This window comes from Acinetobacter beijerinckii CIP 110307 (assembly GCF_000369005.1).
Classification (GTDB): Bacteria; Pseudomonadota; Gammaproteobacteria; order Pseudomonadales; family Moraxellaceae; genus Acinetobacter; species Acinetobacter beijerinckii.
Window position 1 is genome coordinate 1,211,883 of sequence record NZ_KB849765.1, and the last position, 17,188, is coordinate 1,229,070.

Below are 17,188 nucleotides of genomic sequence, written 5' to 3' on the forward strand. Positions count from 1 at the left end.
TATGTGAAACGATTGTTATAATCAATCTAAGATTAAAAATACCCAGACCTATGACAAGCACGATGGAGAGCGACGACATGGCAGGCAAGACATTGTATGACAAATTATGGGATGACCATTTAGTTAAGCAACGTGATGATGGCTCAAGCTTGATTTATATTGATCGCCACTTATTACATGAAGTGACCAGCCCTCAAGCATTTGAAGGTTTACAACTTGCTAATCGTCAGCCTTGGCGTTTAAGTGCCAATGTCGCAACACCTGACCATAACGTTCCAACCTCTAAAAAAGAGCGTGAACAAGGCATCGCAGGGATTGAAGATGATACCTCTCGTATCCAAGTGCAAACTTTAGATGATAACTGTAAGACCTTTAATATCGTTGAATTTGGTATTAATGATATCCGCCAAGGGATTGCACATGTTGTTGGTCCAGAACAAGGTTTAACATTACCAGGTATGACCGTGGTTTGTGGTGATTCACACACTGCGACACACGGTGCATTTGGTTGCTTGGCACATGGTATTGGTACTTCAGAAGTTGAACATGTGTTGGCAACACAATGCTTAGTACAGAAAAAATCAAAAAACATGTTAGTTCGTGTAGATGGTGTATTAGGTAAAGGTGTGACGTCTAAAGATGTCGTGTTAGCAATTATTGGCAAGATTGGTACTGCGGGCGGTACAGGTTATGCCATCGAGTTTGGCGGTCAAGTATTCCGTGATATGTCGATCGAAGGGCGTATGACTGTTTGTAATATGGCGATCGAAGCGGGTGCTCGCGTAGGTATGGTTGCTGTTGATGACAAAACTATTGCTTATGTAAAAGATCGTAATTATGCACCTAAAGGTGAGAAATGGGATCAAGCACTAGAATACTGGAATACATTGCACTCGGATGAAGATGCTGTATTTGATGCAGTTGTGGTACTAAATGGCGCTGAGATTGAACCACAAGTGTCATGGGGAACGTCTCCAGAAATGGTGATTCCAGTTTCACAAGCGGTACCAACTTTAGAACAAGCTAAAGATGATGTACAGCGCAATGACTGGACGCGTGCATATCAATATATGGGCTTGGATGCAGGTCAGGCATTAGCAGATATTCAATTAGATCGTGTATTCATTGGTTCTTGTACAAATTCACGTATTGAAGATATTCGTGCAGCTGCTGAAGTGGTTAAAGGTCGTAAAGTCGCGTCAAGCATTAAACAAGCGATGATTGTTCCGGGTTCTGGTTTGGTTAAACAACAAGCTGAACAAGAAGGTTTAGATCAAATTTTCTTAGAAGCAGGTTTTGAATGGCGCGAACCGGGTTGTTCAATGTGTTTAGCGATGAATGCGGATAAGTTACAACCTGGCGAGCATTGTGCATCGACTTCAAATCGTAATTTTGAAGGTCGTCAGGGGAATGGCGGACGTACTCATTTGGTTAGTCCAGCAATGGCAGCAGCGGCAGCAATTGCAGGTCATTTTGTTGACGTTCGTTCATTCTAAGGGAGCAAGATCATGGAAAAATACACTGTAGAACAAGGTGTTGTTGCACCTTTAGATCGTGCGAATGTCGATACTGACTTAATTATTCCAAAGCAGTTTTTGAAGTCTATTAAACGTACAGGTTTTGGTGATAATTTATTTGATGAATTGCGCTATTTAGATGAAGGTTATTTAGGGCAAGACATTATCAAACGTCCAATCAACCCTGAATTTGTGTTGAATAAACCACGTTATCAAGGCTCAACGATTTTGTTGGCGCGAACTAACTTTGGTTGTGGTTCAAGCCGTGAGCATGCACCTTGGGCGTTAAATGAATATGGTTTTCGTACCGTAATTGCGCCAAGTTTTGCGGATATTTTCTTTAATAACTGCTTTAAAAATGGCATGTTGCCTGTGATCTTATCCGAAGAGATCGTGGATCAGCTATTTAAAGAATGTGTTGAAACGGAAGGCTATCAACTTACGATTGATTTAGAAGCGCAAGAAGTTCGTACTCCAAAAGGCGATGCATTTAAATTTGAAATCGATCCATTCCGAAAGCATTGCTTGTTAAATGGTTTAGATGATATCGGTTTAACCTTACAGGTTGCGGACGATATTCGTGCTTTTGAAGAAAAAGCTAAACAAGTACGTCCTTGGGTATTTCAAGACATAAAAGCTTAAGGTTTATGTTTGGAGATTACGCAATGTCTTGGACAATTTAAACATAGCCATAGCGCAGACAATGAACTCTTGTTAACATGCTAGCGAATAATATTTTGCTTACATGTTACAAGACATGAGGACTGGGCTTGAATAATGAAAAGAAGACTCGCTCGCAGTATTTTACTGTGTCTATGTGTTGGTACGACATTAACGGCGTGTCAAAACGCACCTAATGTAGTCGATCAAGTTCGTATTGCACAGAACACATTAGAGTCGAAAGCGGAAAATACAACTTTATATTGTTCAGGCGTAGAAAATTGTGAGTTTGAGCGAATTGGTGATATTGCCGTGATTGATGCAAAAACGCACCGTATTAGCCAACAGGCAATGGAGCGAGGAATTGTACGATTACATGGTTCGGTTTTTACCCGAAAACAGCAGGTGTATTTGAGTGTACCTGCTAAACAATATGAAGTCGTTATTCGCTTTTATCCCATTTCGCCTGATCGAGCAGAGACTTTTCATGTCATCCATGCGTTTAAACCGCATCTGCGCTATACCTTTAAAATGTTCCGAGACAGAACATATCGTTCAGGCAGTTTGTTGAATGTTTCAGTGCCTGAACCATTATGTGTTGATTTACAGCAAGAACAGCATACCATCCGCCGTTTCTGTCGTCCTTTTGATGTCAGTACGGGTTTGGGTGAGTTTGTTGAGAAAAAGATTTAATCGACTAGCAGTGTGAAAGCTGCTCATATTGAACTGGAAAACTCATGTCAAAACATATTTTAATTTTAGCGGGTGATGGAATTGGTCCTGAAATCGTAGCTGCTGCTGAAAAGGTTTTAACCAAGGTCAATGATAAATTTAATCTCGGTTTGACATGGGAACATGGTTTGCTCGGTGGTTCAGCGATTGATGCACATGGTGAACCGTATCCTGCAGTAACCAGTGAACAAGCGAAAAATGCTGATGCGATTTTACTTGGTGCTGTCGGTGGTCCTAAATGGGATACGATTGAGCGTTCAATTCGTCCTGAACGTGGCTTATTGAAAATTCGTAGTGAATTAAACTTATTCGCGAACTTACGTCCTGCAATTCTTTATCCACAATTGGCTGATGCTTCTAGCTTGAAACCTGAAATCGTTGCAGGTCTTGATATTCTGATTGTTCGTGAGCTAACAGGTGGGATTTACTTCGGTCAGCCGCGTGGTATTCGTGAATTGGAAAATGGTGAGAAACAGGGCTATAACACTGACGTTTATTCAGAAAGTGAAATCAAGCGTATTGCTAAAGTTGCATTTGAACTTGCAGGTTTACGCGGTGGTAAAGTTTGTTCAGTTGATAAAGCCAATGTTCTTGAAGTGACTGAATTATGGAAGCAAACAGTCACTGACTTACAACAAGCACAGTATTCAAATATTCAGTTATCGCATATGTATGTCGATAATGCAGCTATGCAATTGGTTCGCGCACCTAAGCAATTTGACGTGATTGTTACAGGTAATTTATTCGGTGATATTTTATCTGATGAAGCTGCAATGTTAACAGGTTCAATTGGTATGTTGCCTTCTGCTTCACTGGATGAAAATGGCAAGGGGATGTATGAACCATGTCATGGCTCTGCTCCAGATATTGCGGGTCAAAATGTCGCAAATCCACTCGCAACCGTACTTTCTGTGGCGATGATGTTGCGTTACACCTTCCGCGAGGAAGCTGCGGCAAAAGCAATTGAAGATGCTGTAGGTCAAGTTTTAGATCAAGGTTTGCGTACAGCAGATATTATGTCTGAGGGCATGAGCAGAGTTGGTACAGATGCGATGGGTGAAGCTGTAGTTTCAGCACTTAACTAATTAAGTATTCTGAATAAAAAAACGCAGCATCAGCTGCGTTTTTTTATTCTCTATGATTAGTTAGCAAGCTTTACCTTCATAACGAATTGAGTGTGCAATTTGTTGTTGATCAAGCTTGAAAATAATATGGCAATAGAAATTGACATCGTATGATTGGCTATAGGTGGTACTGGTAGAAAGTCGTGAACCATCTGAGGTTCCCATGTTTAAAGGTACGGGAATATTCATTGGGCGAAGAACTGTATAAATTAAATGTTCTTTAGATTTTTGAGGGTGTTTTAGAGTCTGAAATCCTAAGCTTCGAAGATTAAGATTTTGTTCAATATGATCTACTGATTGACCGATATAGGGTTGTAGATAATCTTGAAGATTGGTTGATTGCCATGCAGGTGTCGCGCACCCTTGTAAAATTAAACCCAAGCCTAAGATAAAATATTTAGAATGAATCACGCTTATTTCCCTGCATTGATTATCTTTATATGTCTTTATTCTATTCCTAAAACAGAATAAAGACAAAAATATACGGACTTGTCTATTTGAGGGTAATGTTCAACAAATGCAAAATATGTTTAGATAGTTTTATTATTATGCAATGAGGAAGACTTGATGCAAAAGTTCATATTTGGACTTATTGTCGGTGCTTTATCAACAACTATTTATGCGGATAATTGTGACAAAACACGCAATACTTATGATGATATTTACTGTACAAATAAAATATATGCGAGTGCTGATGCGGATTTAAATAAAAACTATCAATTATTGAGAGCACAATTAAATCAAACTCAACAGAAAATACTTAAAAAATCACAACTTGCTTGGATTCGTCATCGTGATGCAGAGTGTACGGATGACCAACAGAATAGCGTCAATGTAGAATGTCGCTTAAACACCACACAACAACGCAATCATTGGCTTTTAGAACGCTTACGTGAATGTCAAACGGTGGGTTGTAAGACAACTCGTTTAAGTGAATAGCAGGAAAATAAGGTCGTAAAAAAAGCCACTTTAAGTGGCTTTTTTGCAATCACTAATCTTAGCGCGCGCGATAAGTGATACGACCCTTTGTTAAGTCATAAGGTGTCATTTCAACTTTAACACTATCGCCAGTCAAAATACGGATATAGTGTTTACGCATTTTACCAGAAATGTGAGCAATAACTTCGTGACCGTTTTCTAAACGTACACGGAACATCGTATTAGGAAGCGTTTCGGTGACAACGCCTTCGAACTCAATGAGTTCCTCTTTATTGGCCATGGCCTACCTGATGATCAAATTGGAAAGGCGCAAATTATAGTCAATTTATTTAAATTTTACAAGGTTAAGTCTTCTTAATGCTTTTTAGTCAAAAATGAGGAAAAACTGTTAGACAATCGATAATTTTTTTTAACAAAACTATCAGAATATTGTTGTCAGTTTGGTCAATCAACGTTAATCTAAAATTATCGTTATTGTCACAATAAAGTATCTACAGGGAAGGGCACTGCGTGGGTCAGTTAACAGATGCATCAGTTGTATTGCGCTTTGGTTATCAGGCAATTCGTAAAGCAGGATTGCCAACTGAAGAAATTTTAACAAAGGCAGGTGTGGCACTCAACCAAATCGATACTAATGCCAGAACACCATTAAGCGCACAAAACGCATTTTGGATCGCTGCACAGGAAGTCAGCAAAGATCCAGATATAGGATTACATCTAGGCGAACATTTACCTCTTTATCGTGGTCAAGTTATTGAACACTTATTTATAAGTAGTGAAACGTTTGGAGAAGGGCTAAAGCGTGCTTTGGCATATCAACGACTTATTAGTGATGCTTTTGATGCAAAGCTCGTCGTCGAAGATGGTCGTTGCTATCTGACCAATGCAGAGCAATTTTGGTCCGATAATCTCGTGAATCGTCACTTTTCTGAGTGTGCGATGTCAGGCATTCTAAGGTTCTTTAAATTTATTACTGAAGGACAGTTTCAGCCAATTTATATTGACTTTAACTTTAGTGAAGGCGCAGATGATGATGAGTATTTTCGTGTCTATGGTTGTCCAGTAAGTTTAGGGCAAAAAGCGACTCGTCTTTATTTTGATGCCGCTGTGCTTGATTATCCATTGTGGCAAGCTGAACCTGAGTTATTGCAGCTACATGAGCAATTAGCTATTGAAAAACTTCAAGAGCTTGCTCGCTATGATCTGGTTGGTGAGGTTCGCCGTGCGATTGGTTCAACCTTAGAAAGTGGAGAAACAACCTTAGAAACGGTTGCTGCACAGTTAACAATTACACCTAGACGTTTAAGAACGCAACTGAGTGAGGCGAATACGAGTTTTCAGCAAATTCTTTCTGATTATCGCTGTCGTCTAGCGAAAAAATTACTCGCGAATACCAATGAAAGTGTAGAGAGAATTGTCTATTTGACGGGTTTTTCTGAACCAAGTACTTTCTATCGCGCATTCAAACGTTGGACCAATGAAACGCCTGTTGAATATCGTAAAAGAAAACAACGTTAATTTTTTTTAAAATTCAAAAAGCCTGATCTCAGATCAGGCTTTTTTTATTCAGGTAAATTGAGCCAATGTGGTCCTAAAGCTAATTGTGGAAGATCAAATTGATCAGGATATTGCGCTTGGATAAAATATAAGCCATCGGCAGGAGCCGTAATACCTGCAGCCGTACGATCTTGTGCAGCAAACATAGTGTCAATATGGTCAATCTCATACATGCCTTGACCAATTTCAAGTAAACATCCCATGATATTACGCACCATATGATGCAAAAAACCATCTGCTTGAATATCTAAAACTAAGTATCGACCATGCTCAAATAAACGACAGTGCTTCACATGGCGAATAGGTTGATTGGACTGACATGCAGCAGCACGGAAAGTTTCAAAATTATGCGTGCCCTCAAATTTTGATGCAGCAGCCATCATTTTTTTTACATCAAGCGTTTGGTAAAGATGAGTGACTTGTTTATATAAAAGTGCTGGACGCATTGGTGCGTTATAGACCACATATCGATAACGACGAGCTGTTGCTTTAAAACGTGCATGGAAACTTTCATCCATACACTTGATCCATTGAATTGAGATATCTTTAGGAAGCTGACTATTCGCGCCCATAAGCCAGCCTCGCTCAGGGCGAATCGCTGTAGTATCAAAATGAGCAACCATATTGGTTGCATGCACGCCTGCATCGGTACGGCCAGCGCCATGCAATATAATTGCTTGGTCAGCAATTTTACTCAGAACCTTTTCAATTGTTTCTTGAACACTTGCAATGCCAGCTTGCTGGGTTTGCCAACCACGGTATTGAGTACCGCAAAATTCAATACCGATTGCATAACGTTGCATATCTTAACCTCAATATTAGTGTTGATGCCAATGTTCAAACCTTTGATCATGGGTCGGGTATTTTAAATACATTTGCAAAATTTTTGCATATAAATCAGCATGACTATGGCAATCATTCACTAAAACTTTAGCTGATTGAATCCATGAGCTCACTGCATAACGCTGATCAAGTTTTCCAAACGTGACTTGGGTGCTAATAATTGGTACACATTTCCTGTCATATAATGCAGTAAATAGCTCTAGAATCTCAGTATTCACTGCAATATTGCCAGTTCCAAATCCTTGTAGGACTAAAAAATCTGGTGGGGAAATCAAAAGATTTTTTAACTGCGCAATCAATTGTTGTTTTGCGATCGGCTGCAACATAAGGTTAAGTACACTGAGTTGAGCTGAATCTTCAATATTTTGATTTTCTACAATTAAATAATCTGAATTCGTTTCACAGTCTTGATCTGCTGCAATTCCAACAAAAGCATCCAGCTCTGTGGTATGTGCTTTTAAAGTCGTTTGTGCATGAAAAACATGTTCATGAAATGCAAGATAAACGCCAGTTGGTAAGGTGAGCACCTGTTCTAGTGCTAAGTAAAGATTACCACGTGCGTCTGTAAATTCTCTCGTATCATTGCCTTCTACATTGAGCAGAGGGTATTGACTACCTGTAATAATTGCGTGACAAGATTGACCTAAACAACGAGCCAGTGTGGCAGCCGCGTAGCTTAAAGTGTCCGTTCCGTGAATAATCACAAAGTGCTGAAAACCTTTCAACTGTAATTGTTGAACTTGTTGAACCAGTCGCAACCAGTCCTGAGCTGTGCAAGCACTACTGTCTATGATACTAGGTGCAGCAAAACACTCGACGTTTAAATGAGCAGGAATAGTTTTAGCAAGTAGAGGGAGAAAATCTTGTTCAGGCATTGGCATGAGGGGTTCACCAATACAACCGAACGTTCCACCCATATAAATTAAAGCAATTGTTTTCATAATAAAAAGTTATTCATCATAAAAAAAGCAGTCTAAGGAGACTGCTTATATTAGACTGATCAAATTCAGGAAGCTATTTTATTGAGTAACTTTTGCGAAAGTTGTTGTTGTTCTGGATTAAAGAGTGGTTGACTATTGTTCAATAGTAATTCTGCTGAAGCATACGCACCCAGTTCAATATACTGCTCTGCAAGATCTAAATTCAGCTGTGCTTCATTGAGTTGCTGTAGATCAGGGAATGATTGTACTAGCGGATCATTTGTAACTACATTAGAGCTGTGAGTAATCGGTGCAGAAAATTCAGCTTCAGGTTCTACAGTTGTTGATTCAGCGAGCTCAAATGAAAGTTCTGATTTTTCAATAACAGGTTGCTGTTCAATTTTAGCTTGAGGTTGATCAAAATTAAAATCTAGACTTGGTGCTTCAATGGCAACATCTTGAAAATCAGTTTTATTGGTCGCTACTTCTAAATTAGAAAAATTAAAGTCTAACTCTGGTTTTGCTTCTTCTGTTTTGCTTGGCTCAGCCGTTGGAGTGGCATCTAAGTTAAAAGAAAACTCTAATGGCTGCTGATCTTTTGTTTCTACAGTTTCAGTTTCAAGACTGACTGGTTCAGAAACTTGTTTTTGCTCAAAAGTAAAATTGAAATCTAATGGCTGAACTTCAGGAGCTGTTTCAACCGGTGTTTCTTGTGCTATTGGCGCAACCAATTCGGTTTGTAAATCATCAAATGATTCAGTGTTCTGTGATTTCGCAAGTGCGTCAAAATCGGCATTATTGTTTTGTGCAGGCGTTACTACTGGTGGCGTAGTTTGATGAAAATGGTTTGAGCTAGAGCTGAATTCAATTGAATCAGGTTGCTTATTTTTTTCATATTCACGTTGTTTTGCTTCAGCTGCTTCAGTTATAGCATCTAGTTTTAATGCTTTGATATGCTTGATCAGTTGATCAATAGCAAAGTCATCTTTTTGTGCTAAATGTATATCTAATAAAAATAAATATAATTCATGCTGTGAATTATCTTGTTTTAATAGTTGATTGATTTGAGCTTCAACAGCTTGATAGTTTTTGTCGGTAATTTGTTGTTCAATTTTTTGACGTAAGCTTTCGGAAATTGCTGTCGTCGTTTGTGGGGCTGGTTCTTGTTCTTCACGAACCAACGTCGTACGTGAAACTTTTTTTGCAGCTACTTTCTTCGTTGCTTTTGCAGCAGTACCTTTTTTAGGTGTTGCTGAACTTTGGTTGTCAGCGCGTTTTTTTAAAACGATTGCAACGACTAGTACAATGACTAGCAGTACAATGATTACAGTTGACATGATCTATACCCCTTAAAGATAGAGCCGCTTTTGTGCAAATTTATGAGAATGTTCTCGTAACTTAGTGTGTTGGCTTTTTAGTTTCTTGCTGTGCTTTCAACTGTTCTTGCAACTCAGCAAGTCGAGCATTTAATAGCTGAATACGTTGTTCCTTAGTACGCAATGCTAACTCTAACTGTGTTACGTTTCTTTGTAATGTAACGGTTTTTTCTCGTGCTGTCATAACTTTTAATGATAAGTCTGCACTGGTTTTTTGCTGCAATGTGTCTTTTTTCGCACTTCCTGTACTTGAATCTTGATTGCTTTCTGCAACGAGAGACATCTCAGCTTGTTGTAAGCGATATTTAGCTTTAGTTGAAGGTGAGCGAGGAGTCTGTGCTGCAATCTGATTCGCTATTTGATTTGATCGAACAGGAACACTATTGAGATTAAAGTTTAAGCGAGAACCTTGTCTTAGTCGATTCGCATTGCCATCAATAAATGCATGTTCATTTTGAGCTTTGATCTGATTCATGACTTGTGCGACAGGTTGTTGAGTTTGTGCCGAGATACGTTGAGCAATACGCCATAATGACTCATTACGTTGTACGATATGTTGTTTTTGACCCTCTGCAGTTTCAACAGGTGGTGTTGGTGTCTTTTTCTTCTTGGTTTCAATTGTAGGTTGTTTTACTTGAAGCGGCGCTGTTTTGTTTTGCTCGACTTCTTTTTTATCAGTTGCTTTTAATTCACCTTCAACAGGTGGCAGTGGCTCAGGTGATTTAGCAGTTTCAGCGATCGGGTTGTTGTTTTGCTGAGTTGGTGTTGGCGTTGCAGCTTCTTGGTTTGCTGCTTTTATAGTCTTCTCTTGAGTAGCGTTAACTTCAACTGCTGCTGGTTGCTGTAAATTAGTTGAAGACACCGTTGAAATTGCAGTTGGTGCAGAAGTACTTGCTTGAACATTATTTAATACAGGCGGTAGCGTAAATGGGGCATTTAACAGGTTTTCTTGTTTGTTATTTTGTTGTTTTGGAGTAGAGGTCGCTATATTAAAATGAGTACTTTCAGGTAAATTCAGTGCAATGTCTTTCTCACTCACAATAAATTTTGGCGTGAGCGATTTTTCATTATTTGTTTTTGCGATGTTATTTTTAACGCCTTGACGTATTGGTTGCTTGATATGTTTTAAATGACTGGCACTACCTTCTTGGATTTTTAGAATAATGTTGAGTTCAGAATCAATCATTGGACGAGTAGACGTGATAACAATAACACCTTCACCTTTAGTGTTACGGCGAGTGTAAAAGTTTAAACCACTGGGTGGTTGATGAGCCGCACCAATCATCATTAGATCTTCTGGCGTCGCTAAGCTAACATCTAACTTATCATTGCTATTGGCTTGGTGAAAACTCATTTCAGCATAGAGTAGCTCACCTGGCGCAGATTGGATTTGCAATGGGTCAAGTGTAATCGCATAAAGAGGTTGCGAAGAAAATATGGCTAAAATGGCAATTTTTAATTTGTTATAAACAGTCATCTCGATCCATGAAAAAGTGATGTTTTAGTCGGTAAAAAGTATACATTACCGTGATGTAAATGAATTGTAAATTCTTCAAATTTAATGACATAAAAAAAGCCGATCAAATGTGATCGGCTTTTTATTTTTAGTGATTTTTGCTTAGACGTTCTTGTATTCAACAAGAATACGTAACATACGGCGTAATGGCTCAGCTGCACCCCAAAGAAGTTGGTCACCTACAGTGAATGCGCCTAGATATTCTTTACCCATGTTGAGCTTACGTAAACGACCAACAGGTACAGTTAATGTACCTGTTACGGCTACAGGTGTTAAATCTGTCATTGACGCTTCACGGGTATTTGGAACAACTTTCGCCCATTGGCTTGATTGGCGAATCATATCTTCGATTTCATCAAGCGCAACGTCTTTTTTCAACTTTAAAGTGATTGCTTGTGAGTGGCAACGCATTGCACCGATACGAACACAGTGACCATCAATTGGAACGATTTGTTGATTACCTAAGATTTTATTGGTTTCAACTTGACCTTTCCATTCTTCTTTTGATTGACCACTTTCGAGTTGTTTGTCGATATATGGAATTAAAGAGCCAGCGAGTGGTACGCCAAAGTTAGACTTTGGAAAACCTTCACCACGTTGCAAGTCTGCAATTTGACGATCAATATCAAGGATCGCAGATTTTGGATCATCCAATAACGCTTTAGTATTGTTATATAAATAGCCCATGCCTGTGATCAGTTCACGCATATTTTGCGCACCAGCACCTGACGCAGCTTGATAAGTCATTGAAGTTGCCCATTCCACTAAATTATTTTGGAACAGCGAGCCTAAACCCATGAGCATCAATGAAACAGTACAGTTACCGCCGACAAATGTTTTAGTTCCATTAACTAAACCATCTTTGATCACATTTAAGTTCACTGGATCAAGTACAATAATGGCATCGTCAGCCATACGTAATGTAGACGCAGCATCAATCCAATAACCATCCCAACCTTCAGCTTTTAGTTTTGGGAATACATCAGAGGTATAATCGCCACCTTGACAGGTTAAAATGACATCCATTTGCTTCAGACTGGTAATATCTGATGCATCCATAAGTGCTGGGGCAGTCTTACCACCAAATGAAGGAGCTTCGCCACCTGCATTACTGGTAGAAAAATAGAATGGCTCAATATGAGCAAAATCATTCTCTTCAACCATACGTTGCATAAGGACAGAACCAACCATCCCACGCCAACCGACCAGACCTACTTTCATGTCATTGTGCCTCGGTATGTAAAAAACTTTAAAGGGGTTTGAGTGTATCAAAAGCGACCACAACTGCAAGCGTTACGTAAATAAAACGATAATTTTGTTGAGTGGAATAACTTGTTTATATTAGATACAAAATTGATAAAGCCATAACTTTATTGAAAAATCCACAGGATCTCTAAGAGTAAAATGAAATGATATGGATTGAGATTTGCGCAGTATTGGTTATTTGGCTCAGTGTTTGGTCTTTAATCCCTCGTGATGAATGGTGGTTTCGGGGAGCCGACTTTCCTCGCTTGCAAATTCTGGCGATCGGAATTCTTGCCTTACTCGGCTTGTTATTTATAGATGCTGAATGGAGTTTGGACAGGGAGATTTTATTATTCTGTACTATTGCAGCAGTGGCCTATCAATTAAAAATGGTATTACCCTATACACCTATATGGAAGAAACAAGTTCAGAAAGTTAAACCAGAACAGATCAATCAGGATCAAAAAATTTCATTATTGGTCGCGAATGTATTAACGCCAAATGATAAATATCATTTACTGCTTTCACATATTGAAAATCTTAAACCTGATATTGTACTTACGCTTGAGTCCGATCAAAAATGGCAAGATGCTTTACAGCCAATTGAAAAAGATTATCCGCATCGAGTTGCAGTACCTTTAGATAATTTATATGGCATGCATTTATATAGCCGTTTGCCCTTAATTGAGTCTGAAATCAAATTTATCTTGAGTGATGAGATTCCTTCGATACATGCCACATTAACATTGAATGCAGGAAATATCGTACAGCTGTATTGTTTACATCCGAAGCCGCCAAGTCCCACGGAGGCGAAAGATTCAACTTTAAGAGATGCTGAGCTTTTAATTATTGGTGATCGTATCAAAGATTTAGATCAAAGCTGTATTGTTATGGGGGATCTAAATGATGTGGCGTGGTCGAGAACTACGCGGTTATTTCAGCGCATCAGCGGTTTACTTGATCCACGCGTTGGTCGCTATTTTATGAATACTTTTCATGCTGATTATCCATTATTGCGCTGGTCACTTGACCATGTCTTTCATAGTACAGACTTTGGATTAGTCGATATGAAACGTTTAGATCATATTGGTTCGGATCATTTTCCAGTGTATGTAGTTTTGCAAACATCGACTGTATTTGAGCAAGAACAGCAAGAACTTGAACAGACAGAAGATGATGAAGAGGAAGCACAGCAGGCGATTCAAGAAGGAATAGAAAAAGCTGAACGTGAAGAAAAAAAGGTGGTAGATAGTCTTGCACAGCCGCATAAAAAGATGATGAATATTCAAGATAGGCAAACTGTGGTGTAAGCATTATCGTACAATGATTTAGGCCTGCAACGAATAGTCCGAATTGATTAAAAGGTTTATTCTAAATACATCAGCACAGGGACGCAGGAATGGATTTCCGATTAAGGATAGCGACGCTGAGAAGGAAAAAGCATTATGGATATGATGCATGCGATGGAAGCAGGATAAAAACAAAGAGTGAAAGCACAACCTCATTTGCCCGAGTTTAGCAGGATGCGAAACTCGGGTTTTAATTTTTTAATGTATGGATTTAAATCGTTACATCTTATTTGACTTTTCTTACCTTACTTAAGGCATCGGCTCAGCTTCAGTAATAGGAAGTTGAATGGTTGGCTCTTCAGCAATCACTTTTGGAATAAGACGCTTTTGCATGATAACTGTGATCTGAGCTGCTTCACATTTATCCCATACAGTTTCATTTTTAGGTAAATCTGTACTATAGAAAGAATAATAGTTTACGGTAATAGGTTCTTGAGTTTCAGCAAACTTCAGATCTACTTCATAACGTCGTATTTCAAAAGGCTTTAAAACTTGAAGGCTATCTTGATCAGCCGCACATTTGAGAGATTCCCCGGGCAGAATATTCATCGTCCCTATTTCATAATCAATCTGACGACAGAGCGGAGTAAGCGCATAAACATAATTCGGTGTGGTGTTTTCAATCTCAATTTGTAAAGGTGAGATTGCGAGTGATCGAATGGTTTCAGGTGGTATAGGTTGCTTATTATCTGCATAAATGAACCTCATCCGACGTTGTACACCCGAGCAGGTACTTTCTGATTCGGCAGGAATTTTAGCCACATATTCATAGTGTTCATCTCCATCGCCAGTTGATGGATTGGATGAATTATCATTGCCTCCGGGAACTGGTTTTTGCGTACCTGAACCACTTCCACCTAGGCTTACATTGGCAGCCAAAAAGTTTTCGCCACAGCCGATTAGACTTATGGTGGCGCTGTAAAGTAAAAGTGACAAACAGAAACGCTTCATTTTATTTATCCTTATATTGATAAGGAATTTGCAGCTTTGTTTCCTTATCATATTGATAGATTCCTAAACGAAATTGATAAGTCGCATCTTGTTGGTTTTGGTCTTTTTCACAGCATTGAATGGCCGCATTCAGTAATTGTTTTGCCATGTTCTGCCAAAGTTCAATACTGAGTTGACGCAAAGATTCTATGGACTCTAAAGTGAGTTTTTCGGCATGAACTGCTTGTTCAAGATGGGTAAATGTTTTCTCACTGATAAAGTTGTCGACGCCTGCTGCGAGATGATCAGTTAAATTGGCTGAAAATAATGCCTTACTTTCTTGCATCTGATTATCTGGCGTAAAACTATGTTGTTGTAAAATGACATCCGATCCTTTTTGTTCTACGACACCTAGACGTTGTAGTTCAAATAGAATTGAGCGGGGATGTTTCTCGGTTGAAATATATCGTACCAATGCTTCAAAACTATTTTCGTCGCCAGAGACAGGAATTTGATGCGGTAAATCAAGTGCAATCCAACGTGCAATGACACGAGCAGGGACACTAATGGCAAAATTCGGAGTCGCCTCTGCATTTATTTGGTTGGCTTGCTGTCTAAATGCACTCACATCTTTCCGATGTAATCCTGATAAAAGACTGACCGCTGAATCTGTTTTATTTTGCTGAATTCGTTCTAATTCCGCTAAAGCTTGATCATAGAAAATTGGTTTTAAGGCTGCAACGAAATCGGTATAACCAACGCCTGAATGAATAAGCCAACGTGCAATATGCTGCATCATCGGAAAAATACTTTCCAATGTGGTTTCTGCATCTTGGGGAATAATTCCTTGTGCATTTGCAGGATTTAATTCGGTGCTAATCATCATTTGGTCGATTGGTTTTTCCATATAAACACCATTATCAAATTTTTTTGAACAAGCCTATTTCAATTATCTATCCCTTTAAATTTGCGAAGGATAGGGGAATGATTCGGCACCGCCATTATCAATATTAAAATGAGTAAAAGATACACTTATAGACACGTGTAGGCTCTCAACACAGTGCCACCAACCGATCGGAATAAATAAAGCATCGCCTTCATTTAAAATACATTCAATTTTAGAGCATTTTTTTAGCTCAGGAAATTGTTCAATCATCTGTGGATCATGCGGATCGGCAATTTGGCTAAACACGGCAACATCATTATATAAATGCGGGGTCTGCATCGCTGGTATCAGCGTCACTTTTTTCTTGCCATAAATTTGGACTAAAAAATTATTGGTGAGGTCATGATGAAGTGGGGTAAAAGCTCCTTTGGGTCCAAACCAGATGAAACTACGCTTCCGAACTTGTTCATGATCAGTGAAATCATGAAATTCACCAATGTCTTTAAACAATTCCGACAAATTTGAATGACTTGCTTTGGCATTGTTTGCCGTCATATAAAAGTTATTTGAATGTGGGTTTTGTTCTATCAAATCTACAAAGTCATTCATCGTCATCTGTGTTTTATGCTGAATCGAATTCCTTTCAAATAAAGGGTCGCGTTCCCGATTAAATTGAACTTCAATTTTTTTATCAGCAATCGTTTTTCTAAAATATTCAGGAGACCATTTTTTCCGTGCATCCCAATGGTCAATCGCATTATTTAAAATCACAGGTAAATTTCGACTGTAATAATGATGAACAAAATGTTCAAAACTTGGTACTTGAATTCGCTCAATTTTATTGTAAGCAATGTTTAAACGAGCAAAACGATCTAAGGTATCCAATAACCAATTTCGTTTCTGCAATAAAAAATGCTGTTGTTGGGCAATTTTAAAATACGGGTTTTGTTTTAAATGAACTAGTTCATTAGCGATGTCAATTTCATTTAAGCCTTGCGCTTTAAGCGTTTGATAAATCAGTTCTTTAGTCTTTTGTTCAAATAAGGCTTGTGCCAGCCAAGTTTTTTGTTCTTGGGTCAAATCTTGTGCAGGATTAGATCGGTTTTTTTGTTCTACGATTTGCTCTAACCAACTGAAATGTTCCTGAGCTTGTTGATTGGATTGCGTGCTTGTTTGGGTTGGATCAATTAATCCCTCTTTTAATAAAATTTGAGCTAATTCCTCTGGAGCGCAACCTCTTTGTATATTTTCGATTAACCATGCATTCCAATTTTCAGGTAATGCATTGAATTGCTGTATTAAATTAGCATGTGTATCCATACATCTTGACCCATCAATATAAAGATTTGACCTTCTGTTATTAATTTAAGCATAAAAACATTTGCACTCAAGAAGAAAAGTGTTAAATTTTCACATGTATAATATGTGAAAAAATCACACAGAGAGCTCAGCAATGAAAAATATATGGACTCAAATAGCAATAAGTATGACTTGTGCTGCATTAGTGGGTTGCGGAGGAAGTTCATCATCGGATAATAAACCGACTCCGACTCCGACTCCGACTCCGACTCCGACTCCGACTCCGACTCCGACT

Annotated in this window: 17 protein-coding genes; 7 read left to right on the top strand and 10 right to left on the bottom strand. The window is 38.7% G+C overall.

The window, feature by feature from the left end:
* Positions 1 to 77: 77 nt before the first annotated feature.
* The 4 genes from leuC to leuB all read left to right on the top strand — a co-directional run bounded on the left by leuC (position 78) and on the right by leuB (position 3,994).
* Positions 78 to 1,496, top strand: coding sequence for a 3-isopropylmalate dehydratase large subunit (leuC, locus tag F933_RS11255; protein WP_005061230.1), 1,419 nt, complete (start codon positions 78 to 80; stop codon positions 1,494 to 1,496).
* Positions 1,497 to 1,508: 12 nt separating this feature from the next.
* Positions 1,509 to 2,159 (top strand): 3-isopropylmalate dehydratase small subunit, encoded by a 651-nt coding sequence (leuD, locus tag F933_RS11260; protein WP_005061233.1) that lies wholly within the window; start codon positions 1,509 to 1,511, stop codon positions 2,157 to 2,159.
* Between the two features lie 135 nt (positions 2,160 to 2,294).
* Positions 2,295 to 2,870: a hypothetical protein gene (locus F933_RS11265; protein ID WP_005051240.1), complete on the top strand. Its 576-nt coding sequence runs from the start codon at positions 2,295 to 2,297 to the stop codon at positions 2,868 to 2,870.
* A gap of 44 nt (positions 2,871 to 2,914) precedes the next feature.
* Positions 2,915 to 3,994: a 3-isopropylmalate dehydrogenase gene (gene leuB, locus F933_RS11270; RefSeq protein WP_005061236.1), complete on the top strand. Its 1,080-nt coding sequence runs from the start codon at positions 2,915 to 2,917 to the stop codon at positions 3,992 to 3,994.
* A gap of 60 nt (positions 3,995 to 4,054) precedes the next feature.
* Here the strand turns inward: leuB and F933_RS11275 are convergent, their stop codons facing one another.
* A complete protein-coding gene (locus F933_RS11275; RefSeq protein WP_081400530.1) occupies positions 4,055 to 4,441 on the bottom strand; it encodes a hypothetical protein in 387 nt (128 codons plus the stop codon).
* Positions 4,442 to 4,600: 159 nt separating this feature from the next.
* Between F933_RS11275 and F933_RS11280 the strand changes: the two genes are divergently transcribed.
* Entirely contained in the window at positions 4,601 to 4,972 is a 372-nt protein-coding gene (locus F933_RS11280) for a lysozyme inhibitor LprI family protein (protein ID WP_005061240.1), read from the top strand.
* A gap of 58 nt (positions 4,973 to 5,030) precedes the next feature.
* On the opposite strand, the gene infA is transcribed toward F933_RS11280, so the two are convergent.
* Entirely contained in the window at positions 5,031 to 5,252 is a 222-nt protein-coding gene (infA, locus tag F933_RS11285; protein ID WP_001284370.1) for a translation initiation factor IF-1, read from the bottom strand.
* A 230-nt stretch (positions 5,253 to 5,482) separates the two neighbouring features.
* Here infA and F933_RS11290 point away from each other — a divergent pair, with 230 nt between their 5' ends.
* Positions 5,483 to 6,490, top strand: a complete 1,008-nt coding sequence (locus tag F933_RS11290; RefSeq protein ID WP_005051248.1) for an AraC family transcriptional regulator — start codon at positions 5,483 to 5,485, stop codon at positions 6,488 to 6,490.
* A 44-nt stretch (positions 6,491 to 6,534) separates the two neighbouring features.
* On the opposite strand, the gene truA is transcribed toward F933_RS11290, so the two are convergent.
* From truA to asd, 5 genes are all read right to left on the bottom strand, one after another.
* Complete coding sequence (gene truA, locus F933_RS11295; protein ID WP_005061243.1) at positions 6,535 to 7,332, bottom strand: tRNA pseudouridine(38-40) synthase TruA; 798 nt, start codon at positions 7,330 to 7,332, stop codon at positions 6,535 to 6,537.
* Between the two features lie 15 nt (positions 7,333 to 7,347).
* Positions 7,348 to 8,313, bottom strand: a complete 966-nt coding sequence (locus tag F933_RS11300; protein ID WP_005061245.1) for an asparaginase domain-containing protein — start codon at positions 8,311 to 8,313, stop codon at positions 7,348 to 7,350.
* Between the two features lie 65 nt (positions 8,314 to 8,378).
* Complete coding sequence (locus tag F933_RS11305; protein ID WP_005061247.1) at positions 8,379 to 9,629, bottom strand: hypothetical protein; 1,251 nt, start codon at positions 9,627 to 9,629, stop codon at positions 8,379 to 8,381.
* A gap of 61 nt (positions 9,630 to 9,690) precedes the next feature.
* Positions 9,691 to 11,145 carry a type IV pilus assembly protein FimV gene (locus F933_RS11310; RefSeq protein WP_005061249.1) on the bottom strand — a complete coding sequence of 485 codons (1,455 nt, stop codon included), beginning with the start codon at positions 11,143 to 11,145 and terminating at the stop codon, positions 9,691 to 9,693.
* Between the two features lie 141 nt (positions 11,146 to 11,286).
* Entirely contained in the window at positions 11,287 to 12,405 is a 1,119-nt protein-coding gene (gene asd / locus F933_RS11315) for an aspartate-semialdehyde dehydrogenase (protein WP_005061251.1), read from the bottom strand.
* Positions 12,406 to 12,593: 188 nt separating this feature from the next.
* On the opposite strand from asd, the gene F933_RS11320 reads away from it, so the two are divergent.
* Complete coding sequence (locus F933_RS11320; protein WP_005061253.1) at positions 12,594 to 13,739, top strand: endonuclease/exonuclease/phosphatase family protein; 1,146 nt, start codon at positions 12,594 to 12,596, stop codon at positions 13,737 to 13,739.
* A gap of 288 nt (positions 13,740 to 14,027) precedes the next feature.
* On the opposite strand, the gene F933_RS11325 is transcribed toward F933_RS11320, so the two are convergent.
* From F933_RS11325 to F933_RS11335, 3 genes are read right to left on the bottom strand one after another with little or no spacing between them, the layout of a single operon-like run.
* On the bottom strand, positions 14,028 to 14,729 hold the full coding sequence (locus F933_RS11325; RefSeq protein ID WP_005061256.1) for a hypothetical protein: 702 nt from the start codon (positions 14,727 to 14,729) through the stop codon (positions 14,028 to 14,030).
* A gap of 1 nt (position 14,730) precedes the next feature.
* Positions 14,731 to 15,615 carry a DUF6502 family protein gene (locus F933_RS11330; protein ID WP_005061259.1) on the bottom strand — a complete coding sequence of 295 codons (885 nt, stop codon included), beginning with the start codon at positions 15,613 to 15,615 and terminating at the stop codon, positions 14,731 to 14,733.
* A gap of 54 nt (positions 15,616 to 15,669) precedes the next feature.
* Positions 15,670 to 16,914: a cupin-like domain-containing protein gene (locus F933_RS11335; RefSeq protein ID WP_005061261.1), complete on the bottom strand. Its 1,245-nt coding sequence runs from the start codon at positions 16,912 to 16,914 to the stop codon at positions 15,670 to 15,672.
* Positions 16,915 to 17,188 lie beyond the last annotated feature (274 nt).